This window comes from Microcoleus sp. PH2017_08_TRC_O_A (assembly GCF_020738665.1).
Lineage (GTDB): Bacteria > Cyanobacteriota > Cyanobacteriia > Cyanobacteriales > Microcoleaceae > Microcoleus.
Map to the genome: position 1 here is coordinate 6,077 of NZ_JAEQCE010000051.1, position 21,421 is coordinate 27,497.

The window sequence follows — 21,421 nt, forward strand, 5'->3', positions numbered from 1 at the left end:
GCTTCAGCGCTCTTTCCTAGATCTCAGCAAAGAGTGCTCCCATCCCAACAACATACCAAAATTATCGATCGAAGATTGGCTCGTGCTTGGGCCAAGGTATGTAGTTGCGCTTCAGCGCTCTTTCATAAGATCTAAGCAAAGAGGGCTCGCATCCCAACAACGTACCTAATTTGTGTAATGACTGCTGATTTTTGGGACGGGTTCTGGGGATCTTCCCAGCTATTTTTGCAATTTTGTATAGGCTTGTTGCAACCAGACACTCAATCAGCAACGGGGTTTCTCGGGATTGGGCGCAAATCTTGGAAAAATGCTGGTGCCCTATTGGTGTTGGTTTATTGTAAAAAATTGTAAACTGTAACGAGTGCTTTCTGCATCTAATATTTTTTCGAGGAGTCCCATGAAGCAACTTTTGATAGCTGAGCGCTTTTGCCTGATTGCCCACGTCTTGTCAATGGCCTTTGGATTGGCAGGGTTGCTGCTGATTTTACCCCATCCCGAATTCGTGATGAATTTATCGCCCGCCGGACAAACTTTGTTCCAATGGGGGATGGCTGGGGGTGGAGTAGTTTATATCATTTTTGGCGCAGCAGCGGTTGCTCTCTATGCCTATCGGACGTTGGGGCTGGGTGCAACTCTGACATTTTTGCTGCCTTCTGTGTTTTTATCTTTGAGTAGCGAGTTGTTGGGAACGAGTACGGGTTTTCCCTTCGGCCATTACCACTATTTAAGCGGGTTGGGCTACAAAATTGCAGGGCTGGTGCCGTTTACAATTCCCATGTCGTGGTTTTATCTAGGACTGGTTTCATATATAATTGCTCGCGCTGGGCTGGCTGGTGGTAAAGGCGAATTGAATTGGGTGCGCCAAATAGGCGCGATCGCCCTTGGCGCTCTATTATTGACAGCTTGGGATTTTGTACTAGATCCGGCGATGAGTCAAACTTCTGTACCTTTTTGGGAGTTTGAGGAACTTGGCGCTTTCTTTGGGATGCCTTACCGCAATTTGGCGGGCTGGATGGGTACCGGGGCGCTGTTTATGTCTGTAGCAGCTTTCTTTTGGAGAAAAACTTCGATAAAATTAGAGCGATCGGAATTGAGTTTGCCTTTAATTGTTTATTTGGTAAACTTTGCTTTCGGAGCGATTATCACTGTCACTTCCTTGGATTCTCGGTTCTGGTTCCCGACATCGCTAGCTGTGCTTCTGGGTGTAGTTCCGGCGATCGTATTAAGCTCGATCGCTAAACCCGCAGCAGATGACATAACAGAAGCAATTCCGTCTTTGGAATCTGCTCTCAAAGCTGAAATTCCATCTCAGCGCGTAGGCGCTTTGCGGAAGTAAGCGGCTGATGAGGAATCATATCGTTTCCGGTCGATTGACTGCAATAATATTCGTTCGTAGTGCGGACTTTAGTCCGCACTCAGGCTGCGGACTTAAGTCCGCACTACGAACCGTTTTTGTTATGGTAATTGAGCGGACACGAGCTCACTGCTGATTTGGCAAAAATTCACAGGAAATTTTGAGCTAATTTAAAAACCCGGTTTTAACAAGAAACCGGGTTTTTCAGCAATTATATTTTCATGCCAAATTCCTGTAATATGTTTGAGGTCATATCGTGTCCGAGCGTCGATTAACCGCAATAATATTCGTTCGTAGTGCGGACTTTAGTCCGCACTCAGGCTGCGGACTTAAGTCCGCACTACGAACCGTTAATATGTTTGAGGTCATAGCGTGTCCGATCGTCGATTAACCGCAATAATATTCGTTCGTAGTGCGGACTTTAGTCCGCTCCGATCTTGAGGACTAAAGTCCGCACTACGAACCGTTTTTGTTGTGGTAAGCGACAGGACATGATATCAAAAGTTGATTAAATTTTTCAAATTGACACCAGCCGTAATTCCAAATTATTCAATTGAAAATCTAAAATCTAAAATCTAAAATCCTATGATCGATCCTAACCACCTGACAATCATCATCCCTGCCGCACTTTTGCTGTTGCAATTACCCGCTACCGCCCTTTTAATGTCGCGGTTAATTAAAGGCCCCTCGCGCATCCCGCCCCTGGAACCAGATTCCCCGACGCTGGACTTGTTGGGTGCTTGTACTGCGGTGGTGCCGACTTTGAACGAAGCAGAAAGAATTGCACCTTGTTTGGAAGGATTGAGTCACCAAAGTTACGAGCTCCGAGAGGTGGTAGTTGTTGACAGCTATTCGGTAGATGGAACAGGGGATTTAGTCAAAGCTGCCGCCGAAAAAGACCCCCGGTTTCGCTTAATTAACGACGATCCGTTACCGCCTGGTTGGGTGGGGCGTCCGTGGGCGCTGAATTGGGGTTTTTTGGCAACTTCCGAGAAGTGCGAGTGGATTTTGGGGATAGATGCGGATACTCAGCCGCATCCGGGTTTGATCGCAAGTTTGCTCAAAACTGCTGCTGCTGGAAATTACGATTTGATTTCGCTGTCGCCGCAGTTCATCCTCAAGTATCCGGGCGAGTTGTGGCTGCAACCTGCGCTGTTAATGACTTTGGTGTATCGCTTCGGCCCCACGGGAACCGGCGGGGATGTGCCGGAACGGGTGATGGCAAACGGTCAGTGTTTCCTCTGTAAGCGCGAGGTTTTGGTGGCTTTAGGGGGCTATGAAGTCGCAAAAGGTTCTTTTTGCGATGATGTGACTCTGGCTCGCTATGCTGCGGCTCAGGGCTTTAAGGTGGGCTTTTTGGATGGGGCGAAAGTCTTGAAGGTGCGGATGTATGAGGGGGCGATCGAGACTTGGAATGAATGGGGTCGATCGCTCGATTTGAAAGATGCTGCTTCTGGCGGTCAAATTTGGGGCGATTTGTGGCTGTTGTTGGCGGTTCAAGGTTTGCCGGTGCCGATCGTCCTTTGGTATTTGCTATCGGGTTCCCTACCTGCGATCGCTGTATCTGGGCAGTTTGGGCTGTGGGGATTGAATGTATTTTTGGTTGCGGTGCGATCGGCTTTGTGTTTCGCGATCGCTCCGAGTTACGATCGCACTGAAGCTTCTGGTAAATGGCTATTTTGGCTGTCACCTTTAGCCGATCCGTTAGCGTTTGTGCGGATTCTAATTTCTGCGTTTAATCAGCCGACTCAGTGGCGCGGCCGCAAGTATAGTTAGCTTATGAGAGGCGGATCGCGATTGGAATGGGCGATCGAATTTACATTTGTGCGATCGGCTGATTTGATATTACACTCGCGACTCAGTTTCAATTATAATAGTATGTATCGATATGCTGCCAATCTGGCGATCGAAAAGTATTTGTTCTAGACTGAGGGTCGGAGCTATGATCGACTGTCTCAATTTGGCTCGCTACTTCATTATCAGAGCTTATGAAGATGGTATAGAAGCTGACATGACTAATATGAAGATTCAGAAGCTTTTATACTACGCACAGAGCTTGCATTTGGCACTCTATGATGAGGCCTTCTTTGGAGAAGAAATCCAAGCATGGCGCTACGGCCCTGTTTGTCCTCCTGCTTATAGGTTTTACAGTGAGTTTGAAGCTAGCCAGCTACCTATTCCTAACAAAGAATCCTTATTGCAGCTTACCTCTGATAAGCAAGAGCTTTTAGAAGAAATTTGGGGATATTTCGGTGGTTATCATGCTTATGGATTAAGCAATATGACTCACGGTGAATTTCCTTGGAAAAAAGCTCGTAAAGGTCTACTTCCTGAAGCAAGTTCAACGGAGCCAATTCTTCTCGAAGACATGAAAGCATTAGGTTATCAGAAGCTCGATTTGATAGAGCGCAAGCACCCCGCATACGAACTAGCAATGTCTGAAGTTTTGAAGGATACCTTTGATTCCGAATCATCAAATCGTATTGAAAAAGGAGAAGTCCATGAGTGGCTCAACTCCCTTCTCGATTGAAGCTTCCGACAATTTCAACCGTTCCTTTAAAAAACTTGCAAAAATTCACGGAGCTAGCTTTGTTGAAATAATTTCAAAAGTTTTGGAAGAATTAATTGATTACCAATATCCAAACAATTCCCGTAATGAGCCTTTACCGGGAAAAATTAAGTTGCCAGAAGAATGGACATTTCACAAGATAGATTTTAGGATTGCTAAAGGAGCTTCGGGACAGATTAGACTAATGTACTTAGTTAACGCAACTACTTGTATTATTAAACTCGTTCGGATTTACAGTCACGAGCAGTTTTCAAAACGTCCTGCTGATGCGGATTTAAAGAGTGTACTTAGAGAAATTTTAGAATTTTAAATCAACAAACTGAACAAGACTTCGGAGAGTTTAATTGCCGCTCCAAAGATAGCTTTAAACCCGGTTTCTACGAGTTTTGCGTTGACGATAAATCTACAAAGAAACCGGGTTTTTGAGGTCAGGAATGCCCACCGATTGCGATCGGGGCGCACTGCATTCTCCCTTTTTCAAGCCTTCAGCAAAGCTTTAGATGCCGATTCCCCAGCGATTCGGAGTTGCCGCCTCAATTGCAGATTCAGCAGCACCAACACAGTCCACTGGCAGAGTATCGAGACACAAATGTCATATATTGACTGGTCTCTCAAGGCAGATGAAGATCCAAAGATGGGAAATACTAAAGACAGCCAAATGAAAGGAGCTTTTGCTGGGTAGAGGGAAAGCACAGACAAAATAATTGGTGGTAAAAGGATAGCCCCTCCGACTGTACAAGTCGCCCAAACTGCTTGATTTCGGATTTTTGCGAACATGAATAGCTGAGTGAGGCCGGCGTAAATCAGGATAAGATTGATAAACGCAATCATCGCAGGAAAAGCGGTGTGATTCACCAGCAGCCAAGGTGTTAAAATCACTGTCGAACTGAGGAGATTGATTGCTATTGCAATTGGTGCTGGACTTTTTTCGCTCCAAATTAAATCGAGTATTGGGTATTTGCGCCACAACTTCTGACTACTCGGAACGATTTGTTTCCGATACCTCGCCCAATCATACAAAGCTTGTCTTTCCGAGGTTAAAGCCGCAATCAAAGCTAAAAAAACCATCAAATTTGGGATCGACAAACAGACGATTTCATCAAGGGAGTATTTATTTGATTGGAGTGCAAATCCTAAAATTATTGACTGATAGGAAATCACCAGCAAATAACTTTGTCGCTTGCTCAAAACAGTGGCGGTGGGGTTGGGAAAGCGACGCTGCCATCCCTGGTATATCCAATAGGTTGCCACTGCACAAATCAATAAAGATAAGGCGGTAGAAGACACAAGATTTTTGCCAATCTGCAAATGGAACCATTCCAGACTATCGAACTCCTCAGTTAACCAGTTAAGGTTAGAATGGGATGACTCATTAACTTGATAAGCTACCTGTTTCAAGACAGCAGCCGGAGAGAAAAATGCTAACAAGTCCGCAGCATTGCCGACTGATGGTGCCTTAAAAGCTGTGCTAATAAAACCCAAAACCGCAGCACTAGCCAGCCAAGGCTGAAACCCTCCCAACCAACTGGTTGTTAAACCAAATAGCATTGCACCGCTGTAAAATAAAGCACAGCTAGCTACCATTGCTATGTCGAAACATAAAATATGATGCAGAGGTATTTGAGCTGCTAATCCGCTGTACAGGTGCAGCGGTACAGCAAGAATTGCTGCCAGATACAGTAAAATTGGGACGCCGAGAATTTTACCCAGAAAAATTGTGTTGGCAGATTGGGGGCTGAGGCGAATAAAGTTGAGTGTACCTCGACGTTCCTCTTTGTCTAAGTCGCTCACAAGCATATAAGTGCCGGCTACTAAAAGTGCGATCGCACTAAATATGCTCAGGTAAACGAATATTTCTAGCCACCAAGAGGGCCAGTTAATGATGAAATTTCCTGCCGCATCTTGGATACACTTGATTGAATCACCTTTGGTATTGCCATCAAATCCAGTGCAGAATCTGTGATGAATGGGGTACTTGTAATCGCTGGGAAGAGGCGCAACGGGTATCTGGCTCCTCGACGACAAAAACAGCACCAGTTGACTGCTGAGGGAAAGGACGCTGGCGATCGCAATATTGCCCATTTTCAGCCGGCCTTTAAGTTCTCGAAATAACTGGGAATTCCAGTTACCGATTGTGTCTAGCAAGTTGAGAGTCATAGATAATTGTTTTGAGTTGTGAGTGAACAATTGGAAATCGGGTGATTTATTTAATAGTCTTGAACTGGGTGCAGCGACCTGTGCAAGGCAAATATGTTTGTAGGGGCGAAGCATGACCGCAGTCAATATGGGATTATAACTAATAACTTATATGCGGTCATGCTTCGCCCTCTTCAAAACCCAGATGCACCCATTGAACGCATTTAGACCACAGAAACCGGGTTTTTTTGTGAGTCTCGTGGCTCCGATGAAAGATTTTGGTAAAAACCAGGTTTTTGACCGCCCGTGCGTCCAAGGCTATTTAAGATGCTTGTTTGTGTCCCATTTTCAGAAAGATAGTTTCTAAGTCTTCTTGAGTGCAGTGAAATTCTGTGAGGGGAATATTGGCATTGACGAGCGATCGCAATAAATTCGCTGCATCTTCCCGGCTTCCTGAAAAATGAACGCACACCTGCTGAGTTTCCGGCACTATTTCCCAACTTTCAACCCAAGGAAAGTTCTTGAGTTCGGATGTCAACCCTTCTAAATTGCCCAAAGTTGACAGGAAAATTTGCTGTTTCCCGAGGCGTTTGTAAAGTTCTTGTAAAGGGGCGCTTTCCACAAGATAGCCCAATTCCATAATCCCTACCCAGGTGCAAAGTTCGGCTAAATCGCTGAGAACGTGGGATGATATGACTACGGTCATCCCGGCTTGTTGCAAGGATTTGATGATTTCGCGAAATTGCGATCGCGCGATCGGATCTAAACCCGAAACTGGTTCGTCTAACAGCAACAACAGCGGTTCGTGAATAATCGTGCGCCCCAAACTCAGGCGCTGCTTCATTCCCCGCGACAGAGTGGAAATTAAGCTGTTGCGCTTGTTGGTTAATTGCACGAGTTCTAAAACTGCATAGATGCGCTCTCTGCGCCGGGGTTGTCGCAGGTTGTAGAGTCTGGCAAAATAATCTAAATAATCGCAAACAGTCAAATCGTCGTAAAGCGGAAAATCGTCGGGAAGAAAACCGATGCGCTGTTTGAGAGTGGGATTAGATCGATCGCGCAACAAGCGTTTGCCGTTGATGTAAATCTCCCCTGTAGTAGGTTCTTCAGCGGAGGCCAACATTCGCAGCAAGGTAGTTTTGCCCGCACCGTTGGGGCCGATGAGGCCACAGATTTCCCCGGCGCCGACTTGCAAGTCGATGTCATTGACGGCAATATGGCGATCGAATTGTTTGGTAAGTCCGCGAGTGTCTATTGCTAATTCTTTTGCCATAGTTAAAAGGCGAGTGAAATTGGCTGCGGTTTGTCTCTAGAAAAGGAAGTTTAAGCTTGTATCTAGCTTAGCCTTTTGATACAGCAGTTGTCAGGGGGATTGCGGAAAATTAACTGTTAAATTTTAAAAAGATTACGATTTATGTTTAAAAATAAGCTCGCTCAGTATTTAAACTAAATCTCAAAAATAATCCAACTTTTGTGGCCTGGGGACGCGAGTCAGTCCAAAATGTAAAAACTAAAACAGCTTATTATTATACCAGCCAAAGATTGCTAACGCGATTCCATAATTTAGGTTGGTTAGCGAAATCACAGACAGTAATTTTAGACGATCTATAGACTTGTAAGTAAGGTGCGTCAGACTTAGGCTGCGTGCGAAATAATTAGATTGTGGGCTTGACGCACCCTACAATATATGTGTTCGTTGTGTAAGTCATCAACTACAAAACTGCCATAACAATTAAGGCTACCAAGCAGCTTAACTGCATCCCTAAGCTTAATACCCTAAACATAGGATTGAGACCGGCGATGTGAATCATTGAATGCAGCAGCCGAAATACGATGTACGCAACAATCAGCGAATCTACGGCTATTCCAGAGACGCCCCTAACTGTTAGCAGGAAAAGAACTCCCAAATACAAAGGCAGGTTTTCTATCAAGTTGGATTGTACTCGAAATAGTCGCCACAGCAAGCTTTCATCGTTTTGTGTACCGAAATCTTTGGGAGATCCGCCCGCAGATAGATGCCTAATCCTGACTGCTATGAGGGCGATAACAATTGCGATCGTCCACAAAATGAAAATTACCAAACCCCAAAGAGGGAAAGTCATATTTGTCGGTTGAATTTGGATCATCTTTCTACCGGGCGAAACTGCTGCTAATACTTTAGAAAAGTTACCACTCAGGAATCTAGGAGAAAATTGCAGAATTTTAGTAAAAAATTGCCTTCGCCTTGCACTTATTGCAGCAACAGCAGGATCTCGTCACACCAAGCTAGCCAGCCTGTTTCGTAGTGAATCCCGCGCAGTAACGTCATGTACTGAAATTTTAGGCTGTTTGACAACTTTTGGGGATTTGTAAATTCCTGGGTTTTAATTTGTTGATAAATCATTAATCGCTGCTGATGTTGCTGGCGGTGCACTTCGAGTTTTGCCACGATCGCCTGAGGAGACACCAGATAGCCAGCATAGAGTTTGACGAGTAACTCATCCTTGATTGGTGCCATCTCCTCCGACTCAGCAATCCATTGACACAACTGCTGTTTGCCCAATCCCGTCACGGTATAGACACGTTTGTCGGGTCGATTTTCCTGCTGTACGGATTCGGCTTGCAGCCACTGCTTTTCTTCGAGGCGGCTCAATTCTCGGTAAATCTGCTGGAAGCTGGCACTCCAAAAAAAACCAACCGATCCTTCCACAGAGGGATTGAAGCGCTTGGCTAGGTCGTAACCACTGCTGGGAGCGCTTACTAAGACTGACAGAATGGCATAGCTAAGAGACATAGGCTAGGGGTTGACATACTCACTAAGTTGAATATATCATAAATTGTATATTCAATTTAGTGAATAGTCGTGAGATTGAATATGTAATTTCCAGGTAGTAAGATTTTCAAGGAGTTTGAAGATGGCAAATGCAAACAGATATTCGATTTACCAGATCGATTTGCCCGATCGCGCGGAAGCAGTGGTGTTTGTCAACGGCTTTGTGGCACGCGATCGCGCGGGGTTTTTCTGGATGTGGAAAAATCTAGTGTCGATCGGCACTTCGACTGGTAAAGCTGAAGGCTGCGTGCAAGTGAAAGCAGGAATTTGTGGGCCAAAGGAAGTGATTATGGTCAGTTACTGGCGTTCAGAAGCCGATCTGAAACAGTTTTTCCGAGGTGAAGCCCATCGGCGGATGATGCAGTTTGTGTTGAAAAATCCTGATAGCCTCTGTTTGTATAACGAGACATACACACCTTCGCAAAGTGGGAAATACAGCCACGAACCGCAAGGGATGGCAACGCTTTATCCTAGTTTTGCAAAATGAGCAATAACGTGCCAAGTAGCTTGATGTTCCGGGAGCATCCCAATTTGGTAAAAAGCATTTTTTACGTAGTGCGAGGGTCTCGCTCGCGTGCTTTATAAAGCACGCGAGCTCCCGACAGCACTACAAATGCAAAACTGAGATGCTCCCGCTGAGGTAACAGAAAATCTGATGTCAGTTCTCGGCTAAAATCAATTAGCTCGATCTGCTTTTGCTGTGGTATTCTCATCTTTCGCTAAAAAAAAGTAAATCTAAAATCTACCAGAAAGAATTGGTTGAAAGCCGGAACCATTTGAGGGAGAAATTAAAAAGACGATTCATTACTCCAATTCTCTGACTTAAGGGTAGAGGTAGCTCTCAAACTGTCAACTGTCAACTGTCAACTGTCAACTGTTGAAAATCTACAATCGACTGAGGGCCGCACCATTCGATCGAGCAAATGTTCGATCGCACTTGGGAGATTCTCGCAAAAACCAGTGTGTACCCGTTTTCTTGAGGAATTACCGTAATCGCGATCGCAAGTGCGATCGACTCGTCATTCGTCTGGGCGATCGAATCATAATCTTCTGGATTCACAAGATTTGACATGATTTTTAAATCACCTAAAGTAACCAAAGAGAGATAGAAATCGATTTTGGAAAATGAGCCGATTCTACTAAGAAGCCGGAATTCTTATCCATCCTAACAACTCCTTTGGGAATACAATCAGTAAATTCCCACTTTAACGAAGTTTCCCAAGCTGTTTCAAAGCACTTACTACCGCCTCCGCACGAGTTTGTACTCCCAGCTTTGAGTAGATATGTTCTAAATACTTTCTGACTGTACCAATACTCAGACTCAGTGTTGCCGCAATTTCTGGATTAGTCTTACCTTGCGTCACCTCAAACAATACTTCTGTTTCCCGCTTGGTTAATCCTAGGAATTCCAAAGATACGGATGATAGAGTTAAAAACTCCTCTTCTTCAAGCAACAATAGATATTTTTCCAGCGGTTGCTCAGTCAGAAAGCGTACAATTAATTGTTTTCCTGCTTGTTCTAATTTCAGCGGTAAATGAGGTGCAGGGATTTCATCACTTGGTGTTACCAGCGACAACTGATATTTAACCCATCTCTGCAAATTGTCTGGCAAACATTTTGTTGAAAAATGTGAGTCTTGAAAATACTGTTTCAGCCAATGCAAAGCTCGTTCGCTCATGAATTGAACTTGCCCATCTCCGTTGAGAGAAATAATTCCTAATGCCTCCAGAGTATGACGCTGTTCTACCCACTCCTGTTCTATTTGGGTAAACTGATTCATGTTTTGCTGGGCTTGTACCAGATGAGGGTGCAGTAAATTGAATAAATAGCGATCGCGCTCAGTAAAAATCCGATCTCCCAAAAGTGTAATCGCAATAATATCATCTTGTCCAGAGTAGAGCTTGCTCGCAGATTTAGCAGCCAAAGCAAGAGGTAGTGAAACTGCGATCAGATCCTTGATTCCTCTAGGCTGCATCACCTTTCCATACAATCCTTCCAGACGGTGCAGTTGCTGCTCGTTTAAGAAGTCTGAAACCTTATGCGCTCGATCGTCACGAGTTCGGAGATAATTACCGACTAGAGGGTTTTCGTAAAAATGCTGGTTAGCAACTTTCTCAAAATTCACTGTATCAAGGCGATCGAACCCAGGGGCGGGTTTATAGTCGAGGGAGGTAGTCTTGCTATTCTCGAAGGAGAGGGTGGTGTAGGTGTAATCTACTGCGGAAATAACCTTCGAGACGATCGCCAGCAGATGAGATGAGAAATCCTCAACGGTACAAGTTTTGTAGAGTTCCTGTAAGCATCCTGAAAAAATTTGAAAATCATGCTGAGTTAAGTGTTGCATTGTCCCTGATAAAATAGTCGCTAATCATTCGGACTCGATATAGAGTAAGACGAGTTGCGAGGAGAAATAGATGCTTTTGTATCTTTTTTGTAACAATTGACTACGGCAAATGACGGGTTGAATCTGGATTTGAGATATGACAAGCTTGAAAAACAGTTGACAGTTGACCTGGGACAGTTGACAGTTGACCTGGGACAGTTGACAGTTGACCTGGGACAGTTGACAGTTGATTAACATAACAAAAACGGTTTGTAGTGCGGACTTCAGTCCGCAGCTTGAGAGCGGACACTCCCGACGCACGCGCGATCGAATCTTATAGCGGTTAAATGACACTACGAATGTAACAACAAGTCCTAAGTTCAAGTTGGAATAGTTGAAATAGTTAAAATGTCACTAACCCCAGCCTTAAGGCATGGGGCTTGAAAGAGGGAGATTCACCAACTTCTTAATTTGAGACTAAAATAGTGTCTAGACGCCAACCGCATCGTTGGGACAAAAAACTGAACAGCCTGGGCGTGGTAGCTCGAAATACGTCAAGAATGCCTCCCTAGTTTTTAACCTCTATAGCTGTCAGTGTCGAAGGGAAATATATACTCGCAAGAGACTTACCGTAAATGTTTGTACCAGTTCTAGATAGTGAAAACAGACCGCTAATGCCTACTACGCCAAGTCGTGCGCGGCGTTGGATTAAGGCGGGCATCGCCACCCCATTTTGGAAAAAAGGAGTGTTTTGCGTTCGACTCAATGTAGAACCATCAAACACGCACCGCCAACCAATAGCAGTTGGTATTGACCCAGGTTCAAAGCGAGAAGCTTTTACAGTCAAATCCAAAGCTCATGCCTACCTCAACGTGCAAACCCACGCCGTCGATTGGGTGAAAGACCATATTGAGACACGGCGAAATATGCGACGCGCCAGACGTTTTCGCAAGACGCCATGCCGCCAAAACCGAGCAAACCGACTGGTCAACAAACATCGCCTGCCCCCATCGACTAAGGCGAGGTGGCAGTGGAAATTAAGAATAGCTAAATGGCTAACCTTGATGTTTCCGGTATCAACTTTCGTCGTCGAAGATATCAAAGCCCGAAAGAGGAAAAACGCACGCAAGTGGAACGTGTCGTTTAGCCCTCTGGAAGTAGGCAAACGCTGGTTTTATCGGGAACTTACTCGTATTGCACACCTTGAAATCAAAACGGGTAACGATACCTACAATCTGCGTCAAAGTCTGGGACTCAAGAAATCAAAGCAGAAATTGTCAAACAAATTTGAGGCTCACTGCGTTGATTCTTGGGTGCTTGCTAATTGGTATGTTGGAGGACATTTTGAACCCGATAACACAGTGTTGATAGAAGTGATGCCTCTGGAGTTTCACAGAAGACAGCTACATCGATTGCAACACGCTCCCGGTCATATTCGTTCTAGATATGGCGGTACGATTAGCGCAGGGTTTAAACGCGGCTCAATCGTCAAACATCCCAAGTATGGGTTTTGCTATGTCGGTGGCTGGCAAGCGTCACCAACGAAAAAAGACCCAAACCGGAAAACAATTAGTTTGCACAGTTTAGGGACTGGCAAGCGGTTGTGCCAAAATGCGTTGCCGGGAGATTGTAAGTTTTTGTCCCCGAACTCGTGGCGCATTGCCAATTAATTGTAAAGCCGTCCTATAAGGACGGGGTTTCACACCGATTTTTCTGATGACTAAACTGCCGCAAAAGCGCAAGCGCCGAGGCGTGATTCTTTCAGATTGGGGTTTGCAGCGTCTACAGAATACCCAGGAACAATTAGCCATTGCTGAAAATGGCGGTTCTGCTTACACATTAGAGCGATTAAGCAATTTGACAGGGCTCAGTGCTCGATCGATCGGACGGCTGCGAAGTGGCAAAGCAGCAGTCGATCGCCAAACCCTAGAAGAGTTATTTCGCGCCTTTAACCTGACTATAACCGAGCAAGACTACATCCAGCCAGAACCAACAACCGCAGAACGCCAGCCTGTAAAGTCGATCGCCCAAAATTGGGGAGAAGCCATAGATGTTTCCCGCTTTTACGGGCGTACCGCAGAACTTACCACCCTCACCCAATGGATTTTACAAGATAATTGTCGGTTGGTGTGTATTTTTGGGATTGGTGGCATCGGGAAAACCGCTTTATCTGTCAAATTAGCAGAACAGCTACAAAACCAATTTAGCTACGTCATTTGGCGAAGCCTCCGCAATGCCCCGCCGCCGGAAATTTTCTTAGCAGAATTAGTCTCATTTCTCTCAGGACAACAGGATACAAAAGCAGAAATTAGCAGCTTGATTCAGTGTCTGCGGAATCATCGCTGTCTGATCGTTATAGACAATACCGAAAGCCTGTCACAACCAGGGGATCAGAGTGGACAATATCGTCCCGGCTATGAAGCTTACGGAGAAATGTTGCGCGCGGTGGCCGAAACTCGCCATCAAAGCTGTTTGGTGTTAACCACCAGGGAAAAATGCCCTCAATTTGCTCAATCGGAAGCGGGCGACTTAGCAGTACAAAGCTTGTCCTTGGGCGGTTGTCCAGAAGCCTCCGAAGCATTGATTGAGGCGACGGAATTAACTGGATCGGACAGTCAAAAACAGGATTTGTGCGATCGCTATCGATGCAATCCCCTAGCCTTAAAAATCGTTGCCACCACCATTCGAGATTTGTTCAGCGGCAATATTGCTCTTTTCCTAGAACAAAACGTTACTGTATTTGGCGATGTTGCAGATTTAATTCAACAACAATGCAATCGTCTTTCAATCTTAGAGAATCAAGTAATGTGCTGGTTGGCGATCGATCGCGAATGGGTTTTCTTTGCCGAACTTCGAGAAGATTTGAATGCTGGCATATCCCAAACGCAGTTGATGGAAGCCCTGCAAAATTTGAAATGGCGATCGTTGATTGAAACTAACGCAGGTCAGTTTACATTACAACCTGTGGTGATGGAATATGTCACGCAGACACTGATCGATCGCATTTGTGACGAAATTGCCGATCGCTCATCGCCGACTCCATTGTCAAATTCTTCCCTATTGCAAACCCATGCCTTAATCAAAGCACAGGACAAAGACTACATTCGCGACAGCCAAAATCGCATGATTTTAAAGCCACTGAGCGATCGGTTGCTGAGTCAATTGGGTTCTCAAAAAGACATCGCATATCAACTAAAACAAATTCTATATCGCCTGCAAACCGAGTGTCCGAATCAGGCTGGATACACTGGTGGCAATATTATCAATCTATTACGCCACCTTCAGATTGACCTAACTGACTACGACTTTTCCTATCTCAGCATTTGGCAAGCCGATCTTCAGGATGTGAACCTGCATCGAGTCAATTTCACCCATTCTGACCTATCAAAATCGCGGTTTACCCAACCGTTAGGCAGTATTTTAAGGGTTGCATTTAGCCCCGACAGTCAACTGCTAGCAACTGGAGATAGCAATAATCTGGTGTCCCTATGGCAAGTTTCTAACGGACAATCCAGAGCCATATTTAGATCGCATCACGGTTGGGTTTGGGCGCTGGCTTGGAGTCTCTTTCCCTTGCCTCTTAACGGGGGAAACGAAGCAGGGTATGTCCTCGCCAGCGGCGGTGCCGATCGAACTATCAGACTGTGGAGTATTGAATCAGAAAGTTGTTTGGCAATCTTGCAAGGACATCAGACTACCATCAGAACCCTAGCATGGCAGCCGCACGGACACATCCTTGCTAGCGGGGACGATCGCCAGATTCGACTGTGGGATACTCGTACCAAAGAATGTTGCCAGATTTTGCAGGGCCACAGTAATTGGGTGATGTTTGTTGCTTGGAGTCCCGACGGTCAAATCCTCGCCAGTGCTTCCTTAGATGGAACGGTTCGAGTCTGGGATATACAGAATGGTGAGTGCCTGAAAATCTTATCCGAACATACTAATGGAATTTGGTCAATTGCTTGGAGTCCCAACGGAGAACTTCTCGCCACAGGGAGTCAAGATCGAACCGTGAAGATTTGGGATGCCGACAGCGGTAAATGTCTCAAAACTTTGCAAAGAGACGATCGGGCAGTCTTTTCCCTCGCCTGGAGTCCCGATAGCAGAATGCTCGCCAGCGCTAGCGGAGACCAGAATATCGCGATCTGGGATATAGAAAGCAGTCAATGCTTGCAAACCTTACAGGGAGACAGCAATTCGATTTGGAACGTGACTGTAGCTTGGAGCCCAGACGGGAAAACGATCGCCAGTGGTTCCCACGATCAAACCGTGCGACTGTGGGAGGTCGATCGCAGTCGATCGAATCAGTGCCGAAATTTCAAAACATTGCAGGGATACAGCAATTCTATGTTTGCGGCGGTTTGGAGTCCCGATGGTACGATCCTTGCCAGCAGCAGTGGCGATCGTCTGGTTCGGTTGTGGAATCCTCGCACAGGTCAATGTTTGAAAACATTAAAGGGTCACACCAATTGGATTTGGGGTTTAGCCTGGAGTCCCGATGGCACTACCCTTGCTAGCGGATCCGATGACTGCACGGTTCGACTCTGGGATGCCAGCAGCGGCCAATGTTTGGCAACCCTCGAAGGACACGCAGCCTGGGTTTGGGCTGTCGCTTGGAGTCCCGACAGTCAAATTCTTGCCAGCGCGGCGGGCGGCCTGAATATTCGGTTGTGGGATGTTAAGCACCGGAAATGCCTGAACATCTTGCAGGGAAATGACAGTTGGGTTGGGAGTTTAGCCTGGAGTCCCCACGGCAAAATCCTTGCTAGCGGTTCCCACGATGGAAATCTGCGACTCTGGGATAGCAGCACCGGTCAATGCGTGGATGTCTTGCAGGGACATGAAAGTTCCATTAGATATGTATCTTGGAGCCCGGATGGCCAAACCCTTGCTAGTGCTTCCCAGGATCTGAGCATCCGACTCTGGGATAGCTGTACTGGCAAGTGTCTGAAAATTTTGCAGGGACACAGCGATATGGTAAAAGCAGCAGTCTGGAGTCCTGACGGTGAAATGCTGGCCAGTTGTTCGCACGATCGAACTATTCGACTCTGGGATGCGGGCACGGGAGAATGCACGAAAATTCTACAGGGACATACAAGTCAAATTTGGTCTGTTGCTTGGCGTCCTGTTGTCTCGAATGAGGCAGAAAATCGCGACTTTGTTCTTGCAAGCACCAGCGCTGATGAGACGATTAAGCTGTGGGATGTCAACACAGGTGAATGTTTGAAAACTCTCAGAGCCGATCGCCCCTATGAAGCTATGAATATTACCGGAGTCACGGGTATTACACAAGCTCAGAAAGCCACTTTGGAGGTGTTGGGGGCACACAGTTGACAGTTGACAGTTGACAGTTGACAGTTGACAGTTGACAGTTGACAGTTGACAGTTGATACCCGGTTTCTTAAAGAAACCGGGTTTCTATGTACCTCACTTACCACCAAACCAGATTTGGGATCTAAACCAAATTGTTAGCTACCGAACTGTCTACTGTATCGTTGCCTCCGAGCATCGAAACTCCCAAAGGAAAATTATTGGCATCTGCGATCGACAAAAAAACTGTTTCGGATGTATTGTCGCCAATTAAGCGGCGCGGTTCGGATGGATCTGTTTGTAAAGCCATGATGTCTTACCTGATAAAAAATCTCGGTTTTGATGCAGAATTTTTGCTAGAAACAGGGTTTCTATGTACCTCACTTACCACCAAACCAGATTTGGGATCGTGGCAAATTAAAATCCTTGAACCGAGATGATATTGCCTTGAACCTGGGCTGGAGTTACACCATCAACAAAACCCAATATATTGCCGGAATTTTTAACTTTGATGAGAGTTCCTGTCGTTACAATAGGGCCAGGATTTAGTAAACTTGTCAGACCTTGGTCTTTTAAAACTTGTGGCCCGTCAAACCCCAATATAATTGTCACATTTGTCAGGTTTTCCAAAACTACATCGCCAGCAGTCAAACCCCCTGCTAATCCAATTCGATCGAAACCAACTCTGAAAAGGCTAATCAGATCCGCATTATTGATATCTGTAACTCCGGGTTCTGCTTGCAAGACATACAAGTTGCTGCCGATTTTAGGCCCAGAAATATTGTCATCAAATCCCAATAAAATATCTCGTCCCAAACCCCCAATAAGAGTGTCATACCCATTACCGCTAACTAAGAAATCATTGCCTCTACCGCCCAATAAAATATCGTTTCCCCCAAACCCATAAATCAAATCTGCATCTTGCCCTCCGCTGAGATAGTCATTTCCAGCCTCTCCACCTAGTAAGTCTTTCCCCCTGCCTCCAAATAAGGAATCATTACCCGAGTTTCCCCTGAGAACGTCTTCTCCTTCATTGCCATACACCAAATTGTTAGCTGCTGAAATGTTAACTGTATCGTCACCTTCGAGCATCCAGACTCCCAAAGGAAAATTATTGGTATCTGCGATCGATAAAAAAACGTTTTCGGATGTATTGTCACCAATTAAGCGGCGCGGTTCCGATGGATCTGGTTGTAAAGCCATGATGTCTTACCTGATAAAAAGTTGTCATTGAAATAATGAACCTAGAATTGTTTAACAACAATTAAAATTCAAATAATTACAATTTTTGGAGTTAAACAAATAGGTAAAGTCGCATGAAATTTGCAAGCTGACTATTTATGGGTCGCAGTGCCTATAAACAGACTCAAGCTTTTGATTAAAATTCTTACAAATTTAAACAGTGCTCCGACTTATCAGCACATTAACAAAATAACTCAACTCCATGAATCATGTCCAGGACAGTTAGCCACTTAAGCTAGCCACTTAAGAAAGGCTACCAAACAAAAGATTTTTTAATTTTCAAAGCGCCGATGTTAATTTTTTATGTTCCGGCACACAAATAATCAAAGACCGGGTTTTTTACCAAAATCCTTGGTTGAAGTCCATAGATTAGGTAAAAAACCCGGTTTTTTTTAGCTAATTTGTCCAGGAATGTCCTAGCAAGCGCGACAAGTCCTAAGGAACAAAGACGATATCCGAATCGGGACGAAATCCACCCGGTATTTTGGCAAATTGCTGGTTTTTAAACGACAGCGCACCAGTGCTGTTATTGTATTGAAATTCACTGACTGAAGACACTCCCATTCCACTTACCGAGACTTGGACTTTATCACCTTCCCAGTAATGAAAGTCTTGGATTAAATCAATGCCTTCATAGGCGGGGGTGGAGTAAAAAATGAAATTATCTGCTCCACCACCACCATAGAGAGTGTCATTTCCTGGTTCACCAGAAAGATTGTCGTTGCCATAGTCACCGTCGAGGTAGTCATTACCGAAGGAACCAAGCAAAAGGTCGTTGTCATATCCACCGTAAAGGGTGTCGTTACCAGTCCAACCATCTAAGGTATCGTTACCCCCCTCGCCGTAGAGTTTATCAGCAGAATCGGTACTATTGAATAAACCATTGCTACCGTTGATATAATCATTACCTGCACCTCCCCAGACGGTATCCGCGCCTTGTTCGCCATAGAGGTAGTCATTATCCTCTTCACCGAAGATCAAGTCATTGCCCGAGTATCCCCACAAGGTATCATTTCCAGACCCTCCATACATCGTATCGTTGCCCGCCCCGCCAGATGAAGAGTCGTTACCCGCCAAGGCATAGATAGTATCAGCCCCGCTAGTACCATCCAAATACGTATCGTTGAATGATGTACCGATAATTGGCTTTGCCATCGGAATTTCTCCTAAAATTTGTAGTTTGTTTGCTTGTTTTCTCTGGTTCTCAAAGTTCAGAACCAATCTGCAAATTGCGAATTAGATTCACAATCGATCGATTTTGCGATCGCACAGATACAAGCTGTCGCGATAGGTGAGCGTCGCACTAAACACATTGCTGTGAATCTGAGTTGAATGCGAATTAGAACAATCGGAAATGCCACAATAATTAAACATTATTTAGGTAATTTCCTGATTGGTTGAAATCTAACGCTGCACGCTGATATATCTACTTTGTCCTGAGTGACAGCCAATGTCCAGGACATTTAGACAGTTAAGCTAGCCACTTAAGCTAATATCAAAAAACCACCTATAGATTAAGATTGAAAGATAAATATTACTAAGATTTAATTTTTTTCTAGCAGGGTTAGATTCAGCCATTCAGTCAGTTATGCTGTCATCTAAACAAACAAAAGAGTGCCCAATGGGTACTCTTTTGTTTGCATCCGGTATTGTAACTAGCACGCTACTATAGACTTGTAGGGTGCGTCAGATTTTTATGTTTCCCAAAAGGTACGTTGTTGCGCTTCAGCGCTCTTTCTAAATATAACACTGCGAGCGAAAGATTCGCGGACGCTGTTGGGATGAACTCACTCCTGAGAGTTATTGTGTAGCAAGGTATGCGCCTAACAACTCGATTTACAGTCATACCTCATCTATCGCTCGAAAGGCTATATAAAAGAGCGCTGAAGCGCAACTACGTGCCTTTCCGGAGCGCTTAAGCGCAACTACGTGCCTTTCCGGAGCGCTCAAGCGCAACTACGTGCCTTTCCGGAGCGCTTAAGCGCAACTACGTGCCTTTCCGGAGCGCTTAAGCGCAACTACGTGCCTTTCCGGAGCGCTCAAGCGCAACTACGTGCCTTTCCGGAGCGCTCAAGCGCAACTACTCCGGAGCGCTCAAGCGCAACAACATACCTTTCCGGAGCGCTCAAGCGCAACAACATACCTAAGATTTAGTGGGGGCAGAACATCCTGTCTGCCCCGTAAATTGCTGATTGAAAATGGTGTAATATCTGAGTTAAACGGACTTAATGTCAAGTCTGTTTAACTCAGATACAATTCAATTCATCCTCATGGCAATAGCACAATATCTCGGGATACTAAGAAGTCTGCTGGCTTATTCTCAAGAGTGGCAAACTTAACTTGACCGAAGAATAAATCACCAGTAGTCTTGCTATAGCTGAATTGGTTTAGGGAAGTAGCACCAAAACTGCGGTGAATTTCAATTTTGTCAACTTCACTTTTCTGGAAGTCTTTGATGGTGTCAATGCCTGTGGGAGCAAAATAGAATCTGAATCCATCCGCCCCTGCACCACCCCAAAGAATGTTGTTGCCGGCAAGGTCAATATCGCCACCACCAGCTAAGACATCATTGCCATTACCACCATTGAGGATGTCGTTACCACCACCACCAAAAAGTTGATCGTTATCATCGTTGCCGTAGAGGATATCGTTACCTTTCATGCCTTGTATGTCATCATTTCCAGCATCACCTAAAAGCGTGTCAATTCCATTACCACCAAGAATGATATCTCTGCCACCTCTACCATTGATTAAATCGTCTCCATCCTCACCTTTGAGGAAGTTCTTGCCAGCGTTACCCAGCATATAATTATTCAATTCGTTACCAGTGCCATCGATATCAGCAGCATCACTCAAGGTGAGGTTTTCGACGTTTGCACCCAAAGTATAGCTGATAGTGGAAGTGACTACGGTATCAGTACCTTCGGCAGCTTTCTCGGTAACTAAATCAGCAACATTATCAACCAAATAAAGGTCATTACCGCTACCACCATTCATGTCGTCGGCACCAGCACGACCATATATGATGTCGTCCCCCGTACCACCATAGATTTGGTCATCGCCATCACCACCATCTAGGAAGTCGTTACCACCTCCACCAAATAAGTAATCGCGATCGCCTAAACCATAGAGAGAGTTGTTCGCATCATTACCTAAAATAGCATTGTGCGCGTTGTTTCCCGTCGCATCAATGGCAGCGGTTCCCTTCAAATGCAGGTCTTCGACGTTCACTCCTAAAGTGTAGCTGACGGTAGATTCTACCAGATCGATACCTTCGGCAGCAGACTCAGTAACTACGTCAGCAATATTATCGACAATGTACTTATCATTACCGCTACCACCATACATTTTGTCTGCACCAGAACCACCATCAAGCTCATCATCTCCTGCTTTACCGTAGAGAGTGTCGTTGCCTGCTAAACCTGTGAGAGTATCGTTATCAGGAGTGCCATGTAGTAAGTCGTCTTTGGGAGTACCTGGAATCTTAGCCATGTTAAATTTCTCCAAAAAAAATGATGAATTTGTCTGAACTGTATCGGGCGCTAGAAAGTGTCGCGATACGTTAAGAACTTATCTACAAATTGCAAATCTAATTGGCTATTTGCAGATGCCAGATGCGGCGATAGGTGAGCATTGCACTCAAGACTTTGCTGTGAATTTGAGTGAAATGTGAA

General features: G+C 45.2%; 19 protein-coding genes. 8 read left to right on the forward strand and 11 right to left on the reverse strand.

Annotation, left to right across the window (positions count from 1 at the left end; genetic code table 11):
* The first annotated feature begins 397 nt into the window (after positions 1–397).
* The 5 genes from cruF (at position 398) to JGK22_RS18555 (ending at position 4,233) form a co-directional block, all read left to right on the forward strand.
* Complete coding sequence (gene cruF, locus JGK22_RS18535; protein WP_293179163.1) at positions 398–1,336, forward strand: gamma-carotene 1'-hydroxylase CruF; 939 nt, start codon at positions 398–400, stop codon at positions 1,334–1,336.
* Between the two features lie 603 nt (positions 1,337–1,939).
* Complete coding sequence (cruG, locus tag JGK22_RS18540; protein ID WP_293207237.1) at positions 1,940–3,130, forward strand: 2'-O-glycosyltransferase CruG; 1,191 nt, start codon at positions 1,940–1,942, stop codon at positions 3,128–3,130.
* A 3-nt stretch (positions 3,131–3,133) separates the two neighbouring features.
* Entirely contained in the window at positions 3,134–3,280 is a 147-nt protein-coding gene (locus JGK22_RS18545; RefSeq protein ID WP_293179157.1) for a hypothetical protein, read from the forward strand.
* A 16-nt stretch (positions 3,281–3,296) separates the two neighbouring features.
* Positions 3,297–3,884: a type II toxin-antitoxin system antitoxin SocA domain-containing protein gene (locus JGK22_RS18550; protein WP_293179154.1), complete on the forward strand. Its 588-nt coding sequence runs from the start codon at positions 3,297–3,299 to the stop codon at positions 3,882–3,884.
* The gene (locus JGK22_RS18555; protein ID WP_293313369.1) at positions 3,856–4,233 is read left to right on the forward strand and encodes a hypothetical protein; all 378 of its coding nucleotides are present in this window, start codon (positions 3,856–3,858) and stop codon (positions 4,231–4,233) included. Before JGK22_RS18550 ends, JGK22_RS18555 begins: the two co-directional genes overlap by 29 nt.
* 167 nt (positions 4,234–4,400) lie before the next feature.
* Here JGK22_RS18555 and JGK22_RS18560 read toward each other — a convergent pair whose 3' ends face one another.
* The 4 genes from JGK22_RS18560 to JGK22_RS18575 form a co-directional block, all read right to left on the reverse strand.
* Positions 4,401–6,080: a hypothetical protein gene (locus JGK22_RS18560; protein WP_293198201.1), complete on the reverse strand. Its 1,680-nt coding sequence runs from the start codon at positions 6,078–6,080 to the stop codon at positions 4,401–4,403.
* A gap of 301 nt (positions 6,081–6,381) precedes the next feature.
* Complete coding sequence (locus tag JGK22_RS18565; RefSeq protein WP_293198199.1) at positions 6,382–7,332, reverse strand: ABC transporter ATP-binding protein; 951 nt, start codon at positions 7,330–7,332, stop codon at positions 6,382–6,384.
* Between the two features lie 439 nt (positions 7,333–7,771).
* Positions 7,772–8,185 (reverse strand): MAPEG family protein, encoded by a 414-nt coding sequence (locus JGK22_RS18570; protein ID WP_293313370.1) that lies wholly within the window; start codon positions 8,183–8,185, stop codon positions 7,772–7,774.
* A 104-nt stretch (positions 8,186–8,289) separates the two neighbouring features.
* Positions 8,290–8,832, reverse strand: a complete 543-nt coding sequence (locus tag JGK22_RS18575) for a PadR family transcriptional regulator (RefSeq protein ID WP_293207229.1) — start codon at positions 8,830–8,832, stop codon at positions 8,290–8,292.
* Between the two features lie 121 nt (positions 8,833–8,953).
* Between JGK22_RS18575 and JGK22_RS18580 the strand changes: the two genes are divergently transcribed.
* Positions 8,954–9,358, forward strand: a complete 405-nt coding sequence (locus JGK22_RS18580; RefSeq protein ID WP_293195781.1) for a DUF4188 domain-containing protein — start codon at positions 8,954–8,956, stop codon at positions 9,356–9,358.
* Between the two features lie 369 nt (positions 9,359–9,727).
* Here the strand turns inward: JGK22_RS18580 and JGK22_RS18585 are convergent, their stop codons facing one another.
* Complete coding sequence (locus JGK22_RS18585) at positions 9,728–9,943, reverse strand: hypothetical protein (RefSeq protein WP_293195784.1); 216 nt, start codon at positions 9,941–9,943, stop codon at positions 9,728–9,730.
* 133 nt (positions 9,944–10,076) lie between these two features.
* Complete coding sequence (locus tag JGK22_RS18590) at positions 10,077–11,216, reverse strand: helix-turn-helix transcriptional regulator (protein ID WP_293313372.1); 1,140 nt, start codon at positions 11,214–11,216, stop codon at positions 10,077–10,079.
* 614 nt (positions 11,217–11,830) lie between these two features.
* On the opposite strand from JGK22_RS18590, the gene JGK22_RS18595 reads away from it, so the two are divergent.
* Together JGK22_RS18595 and JGK22_RS18600 are read left to right on the forward strand one after the other, a co-directional pair.
* Positions 11,831–12,865: an RRXRR domain-containing protein gene (locus JGK22_RS18595; RefSeq protein ID WP_293179127.1), complete on the forward strand. Its 1,035-nt coding sequence runs from the start codon at positions 11,831–11,833 to the stop codon at positions 12,863–12,865.
* Positions 12,866–12,911: 46 nt separating this feature from the next.
* Entirely contained in the window at positions 12,912–16,529 is a 3,618-nt protein-coding gene (locus JGK22_RS18600) for an NACHT domain-containing protein (RefSeq protein WP_293313374.1), read from the forward strand.
* 121 nt (positions 16,530–16,650) lie between these two features.
* Here the strand turns inward: JGK22_RS18600 and JGK22_RS18605 are convergent, their stop codons facing one another.
* The 5 genes from JGK22_RS18605 to JGK22_RS18625 all read right to left on the reverse strand — a co-directional run bounded on the left by JGK22_RS18605 (position 16,651) and on the right by JGK22_RS18625 (position 21,239).
* Positions 16,651–16,815 (reverse strand): hypothetical protein, encoded by a 165-nt coding sequence (locus tag JGK22_RS18605; protein ID WP_293179121.1) that lies wholly within the window; start codon positions 16,813–16,815, stop codon positions 16,651–16,653.
* Positions 16,816–16,922: 107 nt separating this feature from the next.
* Positions 16,923–17,708 (reverse strand): calcium-binding protein, encoded by a 786-nt coding sequence (locus JGK22_RS18610; RefSeq protein ID WP_293179118.1) that lies wholly within the window; start codon positions 17,706–17,708, stop codon positions 16,923–16,925.
* A 474-nt stretch (positions 17,709–18,182) separates the two neighbouring features.
* Complete coding sequence (locus JGK22_RS18615) at positions 18,183–18,968, reverse strand: calcium-binding protein (protein ID WP_293179115.1); 786 nt, start codon at positions 18,966–18,968, stop codon at positions 18,183–18,185.
* 21 nt (positions 18,969–18,989) lie between these two features.
* Positions 18,990–19,121 (reverse strand): hypothetical protein, encoded by a 132-nt coding sequence (locus JGK22_RS18620; protein WP_293179112.1) that lies wholly within the window; start codon positions 19,119–19,121, stop codon positions 18,990–18,992.
* Between the two features lie 894 nt (positions 19,122–20,015).
* Positions 20,016–21,239 (reverse strand): calcium-binding protein, encoded by a 1,224-nt coding sequence (locus tag JGK22_RS18625; protein WP_293195789.1) that lies wholly within the window; start codon positions 21,237–21,239, stop codon positions 20,016–20,018.
* Between the last annotated feature and the right edge of the window lie 182 nt (positions 21,240–21,421).